Annotated in this window: 18 protein-coding genes and 1 tRNA gene; 14 read left to right on the forward strand and 5 right to left on the reverse strand. The window is 61.3% G+C overall.

The window, feature by feature from the left end; all coding sequences use genetic code 11:
• The 3 genes from RAE04_RS09455 to RAE04_RS09465 form a co-directional block, all read left to right on the forward strand.
• Positions 1 to 86, forward strand: an 86-nt coding sequence (locus RAE04_RS09455; protein WP_239274592.1) for an IS3 family transposase, incomplete at its 5' end; no start/stop codon positions are given.
• An 86-nt stretch (positions 87 to 172) separates the two neighbouring features.
• Positions 173 to 1,363, forward strand: a complete 1,191-nt coding sequence (gene serB, locus RAE04_RS09460; RefSeq protein ID WP_317027247.1) for a phosphoserine phosphatase SerB — start codon at positions 173 to 175, stop codon at positions 1,361 to 1,363.
• Positions 1,356 to 2,087, forward strand: coding sequence for an aminoacyl-tRNA hydrolase (locus RAE04_RS09465; RefSeq protein WP_317027204.1), 732 nt, complete (start codon positions 1,356 to 1,358; stop codon positions 2,085 to 2,087). The genes serB and RAE04_RS09465 overlap by 8 nt, the downstream gene beginning before the upstream one ends.
• On the opposite strand, the gene RAE04_RS09470 is transcribed toward RAE04_RS09465, so the two are convergent.
• Together RAE04_RS09470 and RAE04_RS09475 are read right to left on the reverse strand one after the other, a co-directional pair.
• A complete protein-coding gene (locus tag RAE04_RS09470) occupies positions 2,053 to 4,032 on the reverse strand; it encodes an ATP-dependent DNA helicase (protein WP_317027205.1) in 1,980 nt (659 codons plus the stop codon). The two genes, RAE04_RS09465 and RAE04_RS09470, sit on opposite strands and share 35 nt — an antisense overlap.
• 18 nt (positions 4,033 to 4,050) lie before the next feature.
• Entirely contained in the window at positions 4,051 to 5,379 is a 1,329-nt protein-coding gene (locus RAE04_RS09475) for a nicotinate phosphoribosyltransferase (protein ID WP_317027206.1), read from the reverse strand.
• 122 nt (positions 5,380 to 5,501) lie between these two features.
• Between RAE04_RS09475 and clpS the strand changes: the two genes are divergently transcribed.
• The 8 genes from clpS to rdgB all read left to right on the forward strand — a co-directional run bounded on the left by clpS (position 5,502) and on the right by rdgB (position 10,920).
• Positions 5,502 to 5,828, forward strand: a complete 327-nt coding sequence (clpS, locus tag RAE04_RS09480) for an ATP-dependent Clp protease adapter ClpS (RefSeq protein WP_005323948.1) — start codon at positions 5,502 to 5,504, stop codon at positions 5,826 to 5,828.
• A gap of 4 nt (positions 5,829 to 5,832) precedes the next feature.
• Positions 5,833 to 6,369 (forward strand): DUF2017 domain-containing protein, encoded by a 537-nt coding sequence (locus tag RAE04_RS09485; protein WP_049377279.1) that lies wholly within the window; start codon positions 5,833 to 5,835, stop codon positions 6,367 to 6,369.
• Positions 6,369 to 7,295, forward strand: a complete 927-nt coding sequence (locus tag RAE04_RS09490) for a P1 family peptidase (protein WP_317027207.1) — start codon at positions 6,369 to 6,371, stop codon at positions 7,293 to 7,295. The genes RAE04_RS09485 and RAE04_RS09490 overlap by 1 nt, the downstream gene beginning before the upstream one ends.
• A 13-nt stretch (positions 7,296 to 7,308) precedes the next feature.
• On the forward strand, positions 7,309 to 7,962 hold the full coding sequence (locus RAE04_RS09495; protein ID WP_198491989.1) for a rhomboid family intramembrane serine protease: 654 nt from the start codon (positions 7,309 to 7,311) through the stop codon (positions 7,960 to 7,962).
• Positions 7,962 to 8,741: a glutamate racemase gene (murI, locus tag RAE04_RS09500; RefSeq protein WP_284791478.1), complete on the forward strand. Its 780-nt coding sequence runs from the start codon at positions 7,962 to 7,964 to the stop codon at positions 8,739 to 8,741. Before RAE04_RS09495 ends, murI begins: the two co-directional genes overlap by 1 nt.
• A gap of 71 nt (positions 8,742 to 8,812) precedes the next feature.
• Entirely contained in the window at positions 8,813 to 9,574 is a 762-nt protein-coding gene (locus RAE04_RS09505) for an MBL fold metallo-hydrolase (protein WP_198491987.1), read from the forward strand.
• Positions 9,575 to 9,589: 15 nt separating this feature from the next.
• The gene (rph, locus tag RAE04_RS09510; protein WP_198491986.1) at positions 9,590 to 10,318 is read left to right on the forward strand and encodes a ribonuclease PH; all 729 of its coding nucleotides are present in this window, start codon (positions 9,590 to 9,592) and stop codon (positions 10,316 to 10,318) included.
• Positions 10,312 to 10,920 carry an RdgB/HAM1 family non-canonical purine NTP pyrophosphatase gene (gene rdgB, locus RAE04_RS09515; RefSeq protein ID WP_316127898.1) on the forward strand — a complete coding sequence of 203 codons (609 nt, stop codon included), beginning with the start codon at positions 10,312 to 10,314 and terminating at the stop codon, positions 10,918 to 10,920. Before rph ends, rdgB begins: the two co-directional genes overlap by 7 nt.
• Here the strand turns inward: rdgB and RAE04_RS09520 are convergent.
• Together RAE04_RS09520 and RAE04_RS09525 are read right to left on the reverse strand one after the other, a co-directional pair.
• Positions 10,917 to 11,261 (reverse strand): DUF3817 domain-containing protein, encoded by a 345-nt coding sequence (locus RAE04_RS09520; RefSeq protein ID WP_225746500.1) that lies wholly within the window; start codon positions 11,259 to 11,261, stop codon positions 10,917 to 10,919. The two genes, rdgB and RAE04_RS09520, sit on opposite strands and share 4 nt — an antisense overlap.
• A gap of 2 nt (positions 11,262 to 11,263) precedes the next feature.
• The gene (locus RAE04_RS09525; RefSeq protein WP_049377273.1) at positions 11,264 to 11,686 is read right to left on the reverse strand and encodes a hypothetical protein; all 423 of its coding nucleotides are present in this window, start codon (positions 11,684 to 11,686) and stop codon (positions 11,264 to 11,266) included.
• 90 nt (positions 11,687 to 11,776) lie between these two features.
• Between RAE04_RS09525 and RAE04_RS09530 the strand changes: the two genes are divergently transcribed.
• Positions 11,777 to 11,858: transfer RNA gene (locus RAE04_RS09530), tRNA-Leu, on the forward strand.
• Between the two features lie 78 nt (positions 11,859 to 11,936).
• Positions 11,937 to 12,527 carry a hypothetical protein gene (locus RAE04_RS09535; protein WP_317027208.1) on the forward strand — a complete coding sequence of 197 codons (591 nt, stop codon included), beginning with the start codon at positions 11,937 to 11,939 and terminating at the stop codon, positions 12,525 to 12,527.
• On the opposite strand, the gene RAE04_RS09540 is transcribed toward RAE04_RS09535, so the two are convergent.
• Complete coding sequence (locus tag RAE04_RS09540; RefSeq protein WP_317027209.1) at positions 12,528 to 14,438, reverse strand: solute carrier family 23 protein; 1,911 nt, start codon at positions 14,436 to 14,438, stop codon at positions 12,528 to 12,530.
• 316 nt (positions 14,439 to 14,754) lie between these two features.
• On the opposite strand from RAE04_RS09540, the gene pflB reads away from it, so the two are divergent.
• Positions 14,755 to 16,842, forward strand: coding sequence for a formate C-acetyltransferase (gene pflB / locus RAE04_RS09545; RefSeq protein ID WP_317027210.1), 2,088 nt, complete (start codon positions 14,755 to 14,757; stop codon positions 16,840 to 16,842).
• The last annotated feature ends 29 nt before the right edge of the window (positions 16,843 to 16,871 follow it).

Raw genomic sequence — 16,871 nt, forward strand, 5'->3', positions numbered from 1 at the left:
ACAACACCGAACGCATCCAACAACGACTCAAGGGTCTAACCCCGATGCAATATCGAAATCAGACCCTTGAAGCCCTAACCGCCTAGAATTAAACCAGTCCAACTTTCGGGGGCCAGTTCACAAGGGCCGTGGGAGGCGGCTTTGGCGTATCTTATTTGCCCCACGTGCGATAATAGGCGGCGTGAGTACCCAAGTTGATACCTATGCCGTCATAACCACCACTGGGCCGGACAAACCTGGGGTCTCGGCTGCTTTCTTCCGTGTGTTGGCGTCTTATAGCGCCGCGCTTGTCGACGTCGAACAGGCCATCTTTTCCGGCCGTATCACCCTCGCTGCCCATACCCGCATTCCCAGTGCGCGCGCCGAGCAGATTGCACAGGGGCTGCGCAATACCTTGAGCATCTATGGGCAGCAGGTATCCGTGGACGTGCGGGAGGAGGAATCTAGCGCGCGAGCTCGCTCTACGCATGCGGTGGTCCTCATGGGAACGGAAGTAACCGCCCACCACGTAGAAGAGGTCGCCCGCGTATTGGCCAACTTCGATGCCAATATCGATCGCATCCGCGGGCTTTCCACCTCTCCGCTGACCGGCCTAGAGCTTTTCTTGTCCCTCGATGGTTCCGCGTCACCCGTTCGCCAGGCGCTGGCAGAGCTGGCACAGCAGATTGGCATCGACATTGCCATCGAACCGGCGGGTCTGGGCCGGCGTTCCAAGCGCCTCGTCTGCTTCGACTGCGATAGCACCCTCATTCAAGGCGAGGTCATCGAGATGCTGGCCGCGCACGCCGGCAAGGAGGAAGAGGTTGCCGCAATCACGGCCCGGGCTATGCGCGGCGAATTGGACTTTGAGGAGTCCCTGCGCGAGCGCGTGGCCGTTTTGGCCGGCCTGGATGCTTCCATCATTGATGAGGTAGCCCGCGAGATTCAGCTGACCCCCGGTGCCCGCGAGACTATTGCCACGCTCAACCGCATCGGTTATCGCACCGCTGTGGTCTCCGGTGGGTTCATTCAAGTCCTGGAGGGCCTAGCCGCAGAAATGCAATTAGATTACGTCCGCGCCAATACCTTGGAAATCGCCGATGGCAAGCTCACCGGTCGCGTAACCGGCAGGGTGGTTGACCGCAAGGCCAAGGAGGACTTCCTGCGGGAATTCGCCGCAGATTCCGGGGTAGGCATGCGCCAGACGGTCGCCGTGGGCGATGGTGCCAATGACATCGATATGATTACCGCCGCGGGACTGGGCATCGCCTTTAACGCTAAGCCGGCGCTGCAAGAAGTGGCGGATACCTCGGTGAACCACCGGCGGCTGGATGAGGTATTACAGATTTTGGGAATCCCGGCCGAAGAGGTTGTGCGTGGATAAGTTTGGAACCGCCCACCAGCGCTTGGTAGAAGCTTGTGACTCGCGCTCGTGGCGCGATGACCCAGAAAACCCTGACGAGCCCGCCACCATCCAAGCGATGCAGATTGCGCTTAACCTGCCAAAGCAGGAGCCGCCGGCGCGCACGGAGGTGCTGGAGGCGGCCGCCAGCGCCGTTGTGGCCGTGTGCTTGGACGAGCGCGCGGGGGAGGACGGGTCCTTCGCCCACGCCCTGGGCCAGTGGTACGGCCACCGCATCCGCAAGATCGCCCGCCGGGCGCGCAATAAGGCCTGGCGCGATGTGCAGAGCCTGCCCGGCGTGACCGTGGCGGACCGTGCCCGGGCCTTCGCGCCTTCGGCCGTGGGGGAGGTGGAGCCGCTCATCGGCAAGCTGCAAATCGGTCACACTGACCTTGCCTATGATGAGCCAGGAGCCCCGCTTGGCGACGTCCCCGTCATCTACGTCGACCGCAGTCTCAACATGTCTGCGGGCAAGGCCGCAGCGCAGGTGGGCCACGGGTCGATGATGCTCGCCGCGGCGATGTCGGTGGGGGATGCCCGTGCCTGGGCCGATACCGGTTTTAAGCTTTCGGTTCGCGAGGTGTCCGGAGAAGATTTTCGCACTGCCTGTGCGCAGGACGGCGCCGTGGTCATCGTGGACGCCGGTTTTACGGAGATTGCGCCGGACTCGGCTACCGTGTGCGTTTTGCGGCGACCAATCGCTTAAGCGCGCCGCGCACCGTATCCGGGTCGGTGGTTTGCCAAAAGCGCGGCATGGAGGCCTTGAGGAAACTGCCGTAGCGCTTATACTCCAAGCGGTTATCGAGCACGGCCACCACTCCGCGGTCGGTCACGTGGCGCAGCAGGCGGCCGGCGCCCTGCGCCATGAGCAAGGCGGCGTGGTTGGCGGAAACCTCCATGAACCCGGAGCGGCCGGCAGCATCGGCTGCCTGGGCGCGCGCCTGCATTAGGGGATCATCCGGCCGGGGGAACGGAATGCGGTCGATGATGACCAGCGAACAGGCCGGCCCCGGCACGTCCACGCCTTGCCACAGGGTAAGCGTGCCGAAGAGGCAGGAGTTTTCCTTCTGGGAGAACTTCTCTACCAGCGCGCCGATGGAATCCTCGCCTTGCACGAAGAGGTCAAAGGGGATGCGCGGCTTGAGGGCGGTGGCCGCCTCTTCCGCGGCGCGGCGGGAGGAGAACAGACCGAGCGTACGCCCGCCGGCGGCCATAATGAGCTCGTAGATCTCATCGATGGTTTCTTTGGGCAGGCCATCGCGGCCCGGCGCGGGTAGGTGTTTGGCGGTGTACAGGATGCCGGATTTGGCTGGGTCGAAAGGCGTGCCCGCGTCCAGGGTGTCGTAGGTGCCGCTCGGCATGCCCCACTGCGCGGCCATGGCATCGAAGCGGCCGCCGAGGGCGAGGGTGGCCGAGGTCAGCACCACCGTCTGCTCCCCAAAGAGGTTCTCGCGCAGCATGTGGGCGATGGAAAGAGGCGCCACGGCGAGGGTCTCGGCGTCGCTGCGGGGATCGCGCTCGAGCCAGACGACGTCATCTTGCTTGGCCGGGTCATCGGTGGCGAAGACCTCCAGCATGCGCGCTACGGCTTGCGCGAGGTCGGAGAGGTGGTTGCTCAAGTTTTGGCGCTCGGCGTTTTTCTCCGGATCGTCGGTGGCCTCGCCTTCTGGTGCGCGAGAAATGAGGGACTTAACGCGCAGGAATTCGTCGGCAAGCGCGCGCAAGTGGCCCTGTGCGGTTTCATCTAAGTCCGTCCAACGGCCTGGCTCTTGGATTTTCATCAGGTCATCAAATTCCTCGGCCAAGTCCGAGAGACTGCCAGCATTGCCCAGTGACTTCGCGCGGTTGGCAGCCATCTTGATGGCGCGGGTAGTAATCTCCGCGGTAGATACAGAGGTGATGCGGCCATCGAGCTCGTGGGCCTCATCGATAATGGCGACGTCGTGCTCCGGCAAAATATTTGCCTCAGAAACCGCGTCGATGGCGAGCATGGCGTGGTTGGTGACCACGATATCGACGTCGGCAGCCGCCCTGCGAGCCTCTTCTGCAAAGCAATCTGGCCCGTGCGGGCAGCGCGACGCGCCCAAGCACTCGTTGGACGTTACGGACACCGCCCGCCACACCAAGTCCGGCACACCCGGCTCTAGATCATCGCGGTCACCGGTGTCGGTTTCCTGCGCCCACTCGTGGATGCGGCGCACGGCCTTGCCGCGGTGGGAGATCTCGGATTCGTCGATAAGAGCTTCCGGGTCATCCGGCGTAGCCGCAATCTTATTCATGCACAGGTAGTTATTGCGGCCCTTCATGATGGCGAAGGTAGGCGTACGCTCCATAACAGGGGCGAGTGCCTTAGCAAGCCGCGGCAGATCGCGCTCCACCAGCTGGCGCTGCAAGGCTAGCGTCGCGGTGGAGACGATGACGGTGGACCCCGAGTTCATCGCATGCCGGATAGCCGGGACCAAGTAGGCCAGGGATTTACCGGTACCGGTACCTGCCTGCACTGCCAGGTGGCGCTCCTTTTCGAGCGCAGCCGTGACGGCCGTGGCCATGCGCACCTGGCCTTCGCGCCGGCTGCCGCCCAGCGCGTCAACGGCCTTGCCCAGCAGCGTTTCCGTGTCGAGGTTTAGGGGCTCATCTGCGTGCTCACTCACCCCACACAGTCTAGCGGCCTACTTTTTAAAGCCCACCATCCGCGTGGGCACGGCCGCCTCATCGCGCGAGAGCGCCAGGCCTTCCCACGGCAGGGTCTTGCGGGCCTGATCCAAATACTCGCGAGAGGCATGCAGATCCGGCAAGCCGTCAACGATGTGCCCATCGCGCATGAGCGGAATGGTCATCTCGCGGGTATCGAGCTGGCCGGTATCTGGCGCCGGTTCCTCAAAGGGGTAGACGATTTCCTCCACCGCCACGCCCGAGGAACGGTAGGTGCGCAGCGCCCGCTTGGCACCGCCGACGGACTGCTTGGAAGTAGAGCGCTTGGCCACTGGGATGCCATCTACCTCCACTACCTTGTAGACCATGCCGGCTGTAGGCGCGCCGGAGCCGGTGACCACGGACGTGCCGACGCCGTAGACATCGACCGGATCGCCGCGCAGGCCAGCGATGGCAAACTCATCGAGGTCAGAGGAGACCACGATATTGGTATTGTGGTTGCCCAAATCATCCAGCTGCTTGCGTACGCGGCGGGTGACGGCGCCCAAGTCACCGGAATCTATGCGGACCCCACCTAGCTGCGGGCCACCTACTTTCACTGCGGTTTCTACGCCCTTCGTGATGTCATAGGTATCGACCAGCAGGGTGGTCTCTACACCCAGCGTGTCGATCTGGGAGCGGAAAGTGGCTTCCTCGTTTGGGGTGCCGTCCGGGTTGGTATGCGCCAAGGTCCAAGAGTGCGCGGCAGTGCCGGAGACCGGAATGCCGTAGCGGTAGCCAGCCTCCAAATTGGAGGTGGCTTCGAAGCCAGCCAGGTAGGCTGCGCGGGCGGCGGTTACCGCCGCATACTCGTGGGTGCGGCGCGAGCCCATCTCGATAATCGGGCGGCCATCGGCAGCCGTGACCATGCGGGAAACAGCCGAAGCCACTGCGGAATCGGCGTTCATGATGGACAGGATGACGGTCTCCAAAACCAAGCACTCCCCAAAGGTGCCGCGCACCGTCAGGATGGGGGAGTTGGGGAAATAAAGCTCACCCTCGCGGTAGCCGTCAATCTGCCCGGAAAAGCGGTAGTGACGCAGGTATTCCTTGGTTTTGTCATCCAGGAAGTCCATCTCTGCTAGCTGATTGGCTGAAAAGCGAAAATCCTCCACCGCACGCAGGACCCGCTCGGTGCCGGCAACCACTCCGTAGCGGCGCTCATTGGGCAGACGGCGGCCGAATACCTCGCAGGTGACCTGGCGGTTTGCCGAGCCGTCTCGCAGCGCGGCCTGGAGCATAGTGAGCTCGTATTTATCCGTCAGTAGAGCAGTGGAGCGATCATTAGGAATAGCTTTGTCATTCACGGGAGTGATAATACCCACTGACTAGGTGTTTTTCAGAGGTTTAGATTCTTTGGGCCTAGATTGTCCGCAGCTAGATTGGGCTGGCCCACAATAAATCCCCAAAAGTGGTTAGGCTAGAAAGCATGAAGGCGCAATTTCCCGTAGTCCGCATGAGCTCTCCTATGGCTACGCCCGAATTGGATGAAGAACTCGACGTAGATGTGGCCACGAGTGAGAACCTCCCGTGGATGTGCATCGTGTGGGATGACCCAGTCAACCTAATGAGCTACGTGTCCTACGTATTCCAAACCGTTTTGGGATATGACAAGAAGCGAGCCAATGAACTCATGATGCAGGTCCATACTGAGGGCAAGGCCGCCGTCTCCAGCGGCGAGCGCGACAAAATTGAGGCAGACGTGAAAAAGCTCCAGATCGCGGGTCTGTGGGCAACGATGCAGCAGGCAGGTTAAATATATGCAACCGTGGAAGAAAAAGAAGTCCCTTATGCGCGCGCCGAAGATAACGGCCGTTTTTGAGCCAATGGAGCGCGAGGTATTAGGTGATCTCACCGCTACCGTCTCCGAGGCGATCATCGGGCGCGCGCAGTCCGCACCTAAGGATGAGCTAGCAGAGATGCTGGACATGCCTACCGGCCACACCGAAGCCCCGGACGATCCTTCACTGGCCCGTCTCTTTCCAGACTTTGAGATGCCCGGCGATGAGGAATACGAAGGCGATGCTTCTTTGCTGCGCTCGCTGCACGAGAATGACATTGCGCGCGCCAAGCTAGAAAACCTTCAGGTCATCGGTTCGGCCCTTGGCCCCACCGGCGGGGTAGAGGTCACCATCAGTGAGCAGGAGGCCCAAGCCTTTGTTGCCGGCCTTAATGATTTGCGCCTCTATGTTGCGGCAGGCGATGTTTCCGATGAAAACCTGATGTTGGACCGCGACAGCCTCGTGGAATGGTTGGCCTTTTGCCAGGATTCGCTGCTGCAGGTGCTGATGGACTAATGCTGGACGGCATAAGCATCGGGCACTATAGCGGCACCGATACCGGAGTCACAGTGCTCTACTGCGGGCCCGGCGGAGCGCTCGGCAGCGTCGACGTGCGCGGCGGCGGCCCTGGCACCCGCGAAACAGACCTTTTGCAGCCGCATAATACGGTCGAGCGCGTCCACGCCGTGGTGTTGGCGGGCGGTTCCGCCTTTGGCTTGGCCGCTGCCGACGGCGTAATGAATGAGCTGGCACACGAGGGGATTGGCTTCCCTGTCTTTGGCGAGGATAAGCCTGGACCGCGCGTGCCCATCGTCCCCGGAGCCGTCATCTTTGACCTCTTGGTCGGGCCTTCCCGCCCCGGGCCGGAAGAAGGGGCGGCCGCGTTGCGAGCTGCCCTTGCGGGCAACGATGAATCCATGGGGTCGGTGGGAGCCGGCGTGGGGGCTACCGCTGGCAAGCTGCGCGGCGGGTTTGGCCTCGCTTCGCGCCGAGTGGGTGAGTATGAGGTCTCCGCCGCGATGGTCGCCAATCCCGTAGGCGAGGTCATCGATCCGCAGTCCGGCCGGCTGTACGGCGCGCCGGGGCGCACCCCGGTCAATGCTGCCGCCTACCGCGCTTTGCCGCACCCAGCGGAGGCCAAGCTGAATACCACCATCGGCGCCGTGCTTACCGACGCCCCCGTAACCACCGCCCAAGCGCAGCGCTTAGCAATGACTGCCCACGATGGCATCGCTCGTGCGGTGCGGCCTGCCCATTCACCGCTAGACGGCGACACCATCTTTGCCTTGTCGACCGCGCAGCGCCCAGCTGAACTCAGCACGCAGGAGATCACCCAGCTATGCGCCGCGGCCGCCGATGCCGTGGAGGAGGCTATCGCCAACGCGGTTACCGCCGCCAATCCCGGCCTAGGCTTGAGCGCGTACCGCGATCTGCTGGACTAAGATAAAGCGCATTATGACTTCAGGCGGAATATCTAACTACCGGCCGGCACCCTCGGGGCCGGTCAATCGCGGCGATTCCAAGAATTACACCCGCAGCGGCCGCATCACCACCGGCTTTTCCATAGCCTTTGGCTTCCTTGTCGTGGAGTGGGCAGTCCATATTGTCAACGCCTTCCTCTTTGGCGGCCAGCTATCCAATTACGGCATCCGCCCGTTAGATTTCAACGGCATTTGGGGGATTTTTGCCGCTCCACTGCTCCACGCGAACTTTGAGCACTTGATGTCTAACTCGGTGCCCGGCGCCATCTTTTGCTTCCTCATCGGTCTTTCCGGCCGCAAGGCCTGGTGGGAGGTCACGCTGATTACCACGCTGGTGGCTGGCCTCGGAACCTGGTTTATCGGCGGTCCCGGTACCTCGCATATCGGTGCCTCCAGCTTGGTCTATGGCTGGCTGGCATATCTGATTGTGCGCGGAATTTTTAACCGCTCGCTCATCCAGACCATCTTGGGCATCGTGCTCGGCTTCGCTTACTCCGGCTTGGTATGGGGCGTGTTGCCCGTCTACGAGGGCGTGAGCTGGCAGGGCCACCTCTTCGGCGCCATCGGCGGAATCCTCGCCGGCATGACCATTACCTCGGACGACCCGGTTAAGGCAGTGAAGCGTTAATGCCAACTGCAACCTCTCCGATCGGCATCTTTGATTCCGGCGTGGGCGGGCTCACCGTGGCCCGCGCGGTGATGGAACAGCTGCCGCACGAATCCGTCATCTATACCGGCGATACCGCTCACAGCCCTTATGGCCCGCGGCCCATCTCTGAAGTCCGCGCCTTTTCTCAAGACGTGGCCGATCGGCTGGTGGAGCGCGGCTGCAAGATGCTGGTCATTGCCTGCAATACCGCCACCGCCGCCTTCTTGCACGATGCGCGCGAGCGCTACGATATTCCCATCGTGGAAGTCATCCGGCCTGCGGTGCGCCGCGCCATGTCCACCACGCGCAACGGAAAAATCGGCGTCATCGGCACTGAGGGCACCGTCAAATCCGGTGCCTATCAGGATCTCTTCGCGCTCAACCCCAAGGTGCAGGCCTTTGCCACCGCCTGCCCAGATTTTGTTCCCTTTGTCGAGCGCGGCATTACCGCCGGTCGCCAGATCCTCGGCGTTGCCGAGGGCTACCTGGCCCCGCTGCAGGAACAAGGGGTAGACACGCTGGTTCTAGGCTGTACGCATTATCCGCTGTTGACCGGGATCATCCAGCTGGCGATGGGCGATAATGTCTCGCTGGTGACCTCTTCGGAGGAGACCACCAAGGATGTGATGCGGATCCTCACGGAAACGGATATGTTGGCCCCCGCAGAGAATCAGCCGGTCCACACTTTTGAATCCACCGGAGATCCGGAGGCTTTTGCCCGCCTTGCCACGCGCTTTCTCGGCCCCCAGATTGCATAAGGAAGTGCAATTTCTCCCCCGTTTGCACGTTGAATACGCATGCGGGGTGATTTCATGGAACTATTGAGCCCATGAAGCTGACCATCCTAGGCTGCTCCGGTAGCGTCCCCACCGCCCAGAATCCCGCCTCCGGCTACTTGCTGTCCTTCGATAATGCGCCGTCCATCGTCCTCGACATGGGCCCTGGCACCTTGGCGCAGCTGGAACAGCAGCAGGATCCTTGTGATGCGCACGTGGCCTTTAGCCATCTGCATGCCGATCACTGCCTGGATTTTCCTTCCCTGATGGTGTGGCGCCGCTTCCATCCCACCGCGCCGGCTGCTTCGCGCAATATGTGCTTCGGGCCGAAAGCTACGCCCACGCACCTGGGTCGCCTGTCCTCTGATGAGGTCGATGGCATCGATGACATGTCCGATACCTTCGCCTTTAGTGCCTGGGAGCCGGGCGAGCGCCAGCTCGTGGATGACGTCTATATCACTCCCTTCCCGGTAAACCACCCGGTAGAGGCCTATGCCTTGCGCGTGGAGCACACGAAGACCGGGCACACCATTACCTATTCCGGTGACTCTTCGTATACGCCCGCGCTTGTCGAAGCCGCCCGTGGTGCCGATATCTTCCTCTGCGAGGCGGCCTGGGGCGAGACCTCTGAGGGCAAGGCGCCGGACATGCACATGTCGGGCGCGGAAGCCGGTAGGGCGGCACGCGAGGCGGGTGTGGGTAAGCTGGTGCTCATCCACATTCAGCCGTGGGGCGATGCGCAAGCTACTTTGGAGGCAGCCCGCTCCGAATTCGATGGCGAGATTGTCCTCGGCGCCGCGGGGATGGAGTTCTAAGATACGCTGGACGGCATGACTGAATTTACTCGTGCCGATGGGCGCGCGCTGGACCAGATGCGCAGCGTCCGCATTACCCGCAATTTCACCACCAACCCGGCCGGCTCGGTGCTGGTGGAGTTTGGCAATACCCGCGTCATGTGCACCGCATCCGTAGAATATGGCGTGCCGCGCTTCAAGCGCGATTCGGGCGAAGGCTGGCTTACCGCCGAGTACGCCATGTTGCCTTCCGCCACCCACGACCGCATGCCTCGCGAATCCATGAAGGGCAAGGTCAAGGGCCGCACCCATGAGATTTCCCGCCTCGTCGGCCGCTCCCTGCGCGCCGCGGTGGACTTGGAGGAGCTGGGCGAGAACACCATCCAGCTCGACTGTGACGTCCTCCAAGCCGATGGCGGCACCCGCACTGCCTCTATCACCGGCGCCTATGTTGCGCTTGCCGACGCCATCGCACACCTCAAGGCCGAGGGCGTTGTCCCCGGCGAGCCGCTGCTCGATCCCATCGCTGCGGTCTCGGTAGGCATCATTGACGGCGAAATCTGCCTCGACCTGCCTTATGAGGAAGACTCCCGCGCCGAGGTCGACCTCAACGTGGTGATGCAAGAATCCGGCGATTTCGTAGAAATCCAGGGCACCGGCGAGCACGGACTCTTTGGCCGCGAGGATCTCAACGAGATGCTGGACGTAGCCCAGAAGGGCTGCCGCGAGCTTATCGCCGCACAAAAGGCGGCGCTGGGGTGGTAATTCTCGTCGCGTCCAATAATCCGAAAAAGCTCGCGGAGCTCGAGCGCATCCTAGCCGATGCCGGCATCGAGGGCGTCGAGCTGCGCCCGCTATCCGCTGTGGAGCGTTACCCGGAGCCGGTGGAAGACGGCCGCACCTTTGCCGATAACGCGCTCATCAAGGCCCGCGCCGGCGCGGCTGCCACCGGCTTTGCTACCGTCGCGGATGATTCCGGCCTGGCCATCGAAGAGCTCAACGGCATGCCCGGCGTGCTTTCCGCCCGCTGGTCCGGGCAGCACGGCAATGACCAGGCCAATAATGACCTGGTCTTGGCACAGATGGCCGATGTTCCCGATGAGCGCCGCGCCGCCGCTTTTGTCTCCGTCTGCGCGCTCGTGACTCCCGATGGCACCGAGCACGTGGCCGAGGGCCGTTGGGAAGGCCGCTTCCTGCGCGAGCCGCGCGGGGACAACGGCTTTGGCTATGACCCGCTCTTTCAGCCAGAAGGCGAGTCCCAGTCGGCTGCGGAGATGTCCCCAGAAGAAAAGAACGCGGTCTCGCATCGCGGCCGCGCTCTAAGTCAACTAGTCCCCGCCATCGCGGAGCTGGTTCGCAGTTCCTAAAGCTGGAACTCTTCCTCAATTTCCCTGCGGCGCTTGTGCTCCATCCAGAAGGACAGGAAGGGCACCACGCCGGCAAGGGCGGTGGTAAAGAGCTTGCCCACCGGCCACAGCGCACGCGGGCCGAGGATGAGGATGGACAGCAGGTAAGTCATGTACGCGATGCCGTGGACGATCGCGATATAGGTGGCCCACTCGGGGATCTCCATGCCGATGAGGTACTGGCAGACCATGCGGATGACCAGGATAATCAGGAAGATACCGGTCACGGTGGCTGCGATGGAGAAAAACTTCAAAGGTCCGCGGATGCGGGCCTGGCGAGCGGGGTGAACTTTATTGGTCATAATCAGCTTTCTTCATTCTCGCCGCGCCGGCGGCGCGGGGTATTCATGGCGTTGAACGTTTCCACATCTATCTGAGGCCGTTGGGGCAGGAAATCTTCATCGATTTTGGTTTCCGTCTGCGGCTGTGCCGGAGACTCAGCCGGGGCCTCAGTGACGGTGCTATCCATGTCGCGGGCTTCTTCCTCGGCCGCGAGGCGCTCGTTTTCGTAGCGCAGCGTGGTGCGATAGGCGTAGACCACGAACACGGCGAACAGTGGCCACTGGAAGGCATAGCCCAAGTTTTGGAAGGTGCCCGAGCCGGAGCGGAAGCGCGTCCATTGCCAATAGGCCAGGAATAGGAAGAGCACGACGAAAAACGCGATGAGGAGGATGTGCCACCACCGCACCTGCACGCGCTTGTTCTTCTTTTCCTCTTGAGTGCTCACGCGATCCACCCTACCCACCAACGGCCGGAAAACAGAACACCCCTGGTTTCTGGATTGAAGGCATGCCGTGTACACTATGGCAAGTCCCCCGCGCCCGTGGCGGAATTGGCAGACGCGCTAGATTTAGGTTCTAGTGTCTTAGGACGTGTGAGTTCAAGTCTCACCGGGCGCACAATCGGCGCCGTCGGCTCGCAGAGCCGGCGGCGCTTTCGCATATCACCGCCCGCATAGTCGCCCTAAGATAGTCATCATGAAAAAGCTGCTTTCCACCCTTATCGCCGTCATTCTCATTGCCGCCGTGGCTGCCGCCGCGGTGTTCATTTGGCAGGTACGGGAACCGGTGGAGGTGGAGACCGAATCGAGTAATACCAAGGTCATCAAGGCCGTGGAGCGCGAAGAGCAGGTGGTCCTCGTCTCGCTGGGTATCGAGGGCCTATCGGAGGAATCCGCCACGAGCACGCTGTGGAATTGGCAGGTCCCGGGCAGCGAGCGCACCCAGTACATCAAGTACTCTTACCGCGCCAAGCTCGGCATCGAAGGTTCGCAGGTTCAGGTGGAAGAAGAATCTCCGCACCACTTCCGCGTGGATATTCCCGAGTTCATTTTCATCGGGCACTCGGATGAGAATTTCGAAACCGCGGTGGAGGACAATGGCGCGTTGAGCTGGATTACCCCGGATATCGATAAGGCGGAAACCATCACCAAGATCCTCAACGAGGACAAAAAGAAAGAGGACATCGCGGATAATCGCGATGTCCTCCAATCCCAAGCCAAGGAGTTCTACACCGGCATTATTTCCGGCGTGGACCCAGAGGCCGAAGTGGACTTTTCCTTTCGCTAACTAGTCCACCTCGGTGAACTTGCGGTCCCACGAGGAGCGGACCGGGTTGGCATCGGCCAGCAGGATATCGAAGCGGTCGTTGGCAATTTCTACGATTTCGCCCAACGCGGTGCGGTACTCCTGCTCCGGGGAGTTGGCCAGGCGGCGCACGCCAGTATCAATGACGCGGTCGACGGTGTCATTGGTATCCAAATACGCCACAAACGGCATATCAAAGCGCTCGCGATAGGCGGCGGAGAGCTCGGTGATGCGCTCGGTCTGCACATCATCTAGGTCGGTCAGACCGAGGGAGCCGCGGTCGGCGGAGATGGTGGCGGCTTCGTCGGCGTCGGCAAGCAGCAGATCATCCATGGCCGGGTAATCGTGGATGAGGGCGGCGCGGCGGGAATCATCCGCGGTCAGCACGGCCACCTGAATGGCCGCCCGCAGCTCATTTATATCGCCGAAGGGCCGCGACTCCCACGCCAGCTCCAACGGCCAGGTCTCGTTATTAAACAGCGGGCGCAGCGCGGAGACGAATTCCTCGCGGGAGGCGCCATTGAGTTGCTGCAGGCTTACGCTCTTGCCGACGGCCCGAGACACCTGCGTTCCCTGCTTGCCCCCAGTGTGGAAGAACAAAAGGTTGAGCACAATGGCGGTAATCGCGCCGATGGACATGCCAGAGGAGACGAAGGTCTGCGCCCACTCCGGGAAAGCGGTGGCAATATCGGGCTTGAAGGTCACCAGCATGGCCAGTCCCAGCGCGGAGGTGACGATAACGGAGTTGCGGCCATCGGAAAGATCGGCCTTGGCGATGGTCTGTAGGCCCACCCACGCCACGTTGGCGAAAAGCGCCAGGGAGGCGCCGCCGAGAACAGGGGAGGGGATGGAGGCTACGACCGCGCCGGCCTTGGGCAAAATGCCCAGCACCATCATGAACCCGGCGGCGGCAACGGCCACCCAGCGCGACTTCACGCTGGTCAGGCGCACCAGGCCAACGTTTTGGGCAAAGCAGGTGTAGGGGAAGGAGTTCATCACGCCACCCACCAGGGTGGACAGGCCATCGGCGCGAATGGCACGCACGACGTCATCGCGGCGGATGCGCTTTTTTACAATCTCACCGGTGGCAAAGACGTCACCGGTGGTCTCCACCATGGTGATGATCATGACGATGATGAGCGAGAAAATCGCTACCAGGTCAAACTTCGGCATACCGAAGTAGAACGGGGTGGTAATGCCGAGGGCGGGGGCGGAGGAGACCTCGTCAAAGGAGGCGTCGCCAAGCACGAGCGCCACGCCAGTGCCTAAGACTAGGCCGATGAGCACGGCCAAGGTACCCAGGAAGCCGGAGGAAAAACGCTGCACCAAGATGATGACCGCGAGCGTGCCAAAGCCATAGAGCAAGTCGCGGGTGGCCGGCACGCCTTCGGCATAATTGACAAAGTCATTGGCCGACACCCCAAGCAGTGACGTACCCATGACCAGCAGGACCGAACCGGTGACCACCGGCGGGAAGAAGCGCAGCACCTTGCCAAAAACCGGCGCCGCGAAGAAGGTAAAAAGGCCGGCGACAATAATGGCGCCATAGATGGTTGGCAGCGAGGCGACCCCACCCGCGCCGTCGGTCGCGCCCAAGCCAATGGCAATAATTGGGGAGACGGCCGTTGTAGTCACGCCCTGCACGATGGGCAGGCGCACGCCAATGCGCTTGCCGACGCCCAAGGATTGAATGATCGTCGCTATGCCACAGGTCAACAGGTCCGCATTAATGAGGTGGATGGTGGTTTCCGCATCCAGATTGAGCGAGCCGGCAATGAGCAGCGGGACGATGACCGCGCCGGCATAAAACGCCAGCACGTGCTGTAAACCCAAGGCGGCTAGTTTGGGGGCGGGCGGGACAATATCTACTGGATGCTTGGGCTGCGAAGCCACGAAGTCCTCCTTTGTGCGGAAGCGAAGCTGAACGGCTTTAACAGTAGAGGTTCGTGCAGGTAGCGGCCAAAATCTTACCGTGATGAGGAACACGTTCGGGGCTATTTCACCCCCGATGGAAGACGTACGTGCGTACTGCATAAAATCACTCACCTGCGAAACATCACGACCGGTTTATTACTTGGCTTTCAAACGTTTGCGAGACTTGTTATTACCAGGGAATTAGTCAACAATTGGGGCCAGAGGGGCTTGGTGCTGTGGCTCGAAGAAAGCGGCATTTATCCCCTGATAGAAATTCGCCCGAAAGAAGGGAATTATGACTACCGCAACGCAGCCTCAACAGTTTGAAGCTTGGAAGGGATTTGAGTCCGGTCCGTGGACCGAGGGCATCAACGTCCGCGACTTCATCCAGCGCAACTACACGCCGTACGACGGTGACTCCAGCTTCCTGTCAGGCCCGACCGAGAAGACCGAGCGTGTCTGGGACACTCTGGAAAAGAAGTACCTGTCCGTCGAGCGCGAGCAGCGCGTTTACGACGTTGACACCCACACCCCGACCGATATCGACGCCTTCCCGGCCGGCTACATCTCAGAGGACGATGACGTCATCGTCGGCCTGCAGACTGATACCCCGCTGAAGCGCGCCATGATGCCTTTCGGTGGCTGGCGCATGGTCAAGCAGGCTATTGCTGAAGCGGGCAAGGAAGTAGATCCTGAGGTGGAGAAGATCTTCACCCGCTACCGCAAGACCCACAACGATGCGGTCTTCGATATCTACACCCCGCGCATCCGCGCTGCTCGTTCATCACACATCATCACCGGCCTGCCGGATGCTTACGGCCGAGGCCGCATCATCGGCGACTACCGCCGTGTCGCACTATATGGTGTGGACTACCTGATTGAGGAAAAGCAGGCTTCCCGCGATTCCGTCGCAGATGCTGGCTTCTCTGAGCACTGGGCACGCTTCCGCGAGGAGCACTCCGAGCAGATCAAGGCCCTGAAGAAGCTCAAGAAGATGGCTGAGTCCTACGGCTTCGACATCTCCCAGCCGGCTAAGACCGCTCACGAGGCAGTGCAGTGGACCTACTTCGGCTACCTGGCTTCCATTAAGTCCCAGGATGGCGCCGCAATGTCCATCGGCCGCCTGTCCGCCTTCTTCGATTGCTACTTCGAGCGCGACCTCGCCGCTGGCATCATCACCGAGGAAGACGCCCAGGAGATCATCGACTCCCTGGTTCTCAAGCTGCGTATCGTTCGCTTCCTGCGCACCATCGATTACGATCAGATCTTCTCCGGCGACCCATACTGGGCAACTTGGTCCGACGCTGGCTTTGGCAACGATGGCCGCCACTTGGTCACTAAGACCTCTTTCCGCCTGCTGCAGACCCTGGTGAACCTTGGCCCATCACCTGAGCCAAACATCACCATCTTCTGGGATCCGAAGCTGCCAGAGGGCTACAAGGAATTCTGTGCCCACATCTCCATTGAGACCTCCTCCATCCAGTACGAGTCTGACCGCCAGATTCGTGAGCAGTGGGGCGATGACGCCGCAATTGCTTGCTGTGTCTCCCCGATGCAAGTTGGCAAGCAGATGCAGTTCTTCGGCGCTCGTGTGAACGCCGCAAAGGCTCTGCTCTACGCCATCAACGGTGGCCGCGATGAGGTAACCGGCAAGCAGGTTGTCGAAGGCTACGAGCCCATCAAGGGCGACGGCCCGCTGGACTTCGACGAGGTTTGGCAGAAGTACGAGGAGATGCTGGACTGGGTTGTTGGCACCTACGTTGAGGCCCTCAACATCATCCACTACTCCCACGACAAGTACGCCTACGAGGCAGTCGAGATGGCGCTGCACGATTCCAATATCGTCCGCTCCATGGGCTGCGGCATCGCCGGCCTGTCCATCGTTGCCGACTCCCTGGCTGCTATCAAGTACGCCAAGGTCACCCCGGTACGCGACGAGACCGGCTTGATTACGGACTACGTCACCGAAGGTGACTTCCCGTTCTACGGCAACGATGACGACCGCGCCGATGATATCGCCGCTACCATTGTCCACACCGTGATGGAAAAGATTAAGGCCATCCCGATGTACCGCAACGCCATCCCAACCCAGTCCGTGCTGACCATTACCTCGAACGTGGTCTACGGCAAGGCAACAGGCGCCTTCCCGTCGGGCCACAAGGCTGGCACGCCGTTCTCCCCGGGTGCTAACCCAGAAAACGGTGCTGACAGCCACGGTATGGTCGCGTCCATGCTGTCGGTCGGCAAACTGGACTACAAGGATGCCCTCGACGGTATCTCGCTGACCAACACCATTACTCCTTCCGGATTGGGCCGCACCCCAGAAGAGCGCATCAATAACTTGGTGGGCGTTCTGGACGCCGGCTTCATCATGGAAAAGTAAGAACCACTCATCCCATCAACCATCTCGAA

The sequence above is a fragment of the Corynebacterium sp. CTNIH16 genome (assembly GCF_032821655.1).
In the GTDB taxonomy this organism is placed as follows: domain Bacteria; phylum Actinomycetota; class Actinomycetes; order Mycobacteriales; family Mycobacteriaceae; genus Corynebacterium; species Corynebacterium marquesiae.

Excerpts from the sequence above, each read along its gene's own strand:
- pflB (WP_317027210.1), top strand. The coding sequence starts at position 14,755 with ATGACTACCGCAACGCAGCCTCAACAGTTTGAAGCTTGGAAGGGATTT.
- RAE04_RS09520 (WP_225746500.1), bottom strand. The coding sequence starts at position 11,261 with ATGACCAATAAAGTTCACCCCGCTCGCCAGGCCCGCATCCGCGGACCT.
- RAE04_RS09490 (WP_317027207.1), top strand. The coding sequence starts at position 6,369 with ATGCTGGACGGCATAAGCATCGGGCACTATAGCGGCACCGATACCGGA.
- RAE04_RS09505 (WP_198491987.1), top strand. The coding sequence starts at position 8,813 with ATGAAGCTGACCATCCTAGGCTGCTCCGGTAGCGTCCCCACCGCCCAG.
- murI (WP_284791478.1), top strand. The coding sequence starts at position 7,962 with ATGCCAACTGCAACCTCTCCGATCGGCATCTTTGATTCCGGCGTGGGC.
- RAE04_RS09495 (WP_198491989.1), top strand. The coding sequence starts at position 7,309 with ATGACTTCAGGCGGAATATCTAACTACCGGCCGGCACCCTCGGGGCCG.
- RAE04_RS09535 (WP_317027208.1), top strand. The coding sequence starts at position 11,937 with ATGAAAAAGCTGCTTTCCACCCTTATCGCCGTCATTCTCATTGCCGCC.
- clpS (WP_005323948.1), top strand. The coding sequence starts at position 5,502 with ATGAAGGCGCAATTTCCCGTAGTCCGCATGAGCTCTCCTATGGCTACG.
- rph (WP_198491986.1), top strand. The coding sequence starts at position 9,590 with ATGACTGAATTTACTCGTGCCGATGGGCGCGCGCTGGACCAGATGCGC.
- RAE04_RS09485 (WP_049377279.1), top strand. The coding sequence starts at position 5,833 with ATGCAACCGTGGAAGAAAAAGAAGTCCCTTATGCGCGCGCCGAAGATA.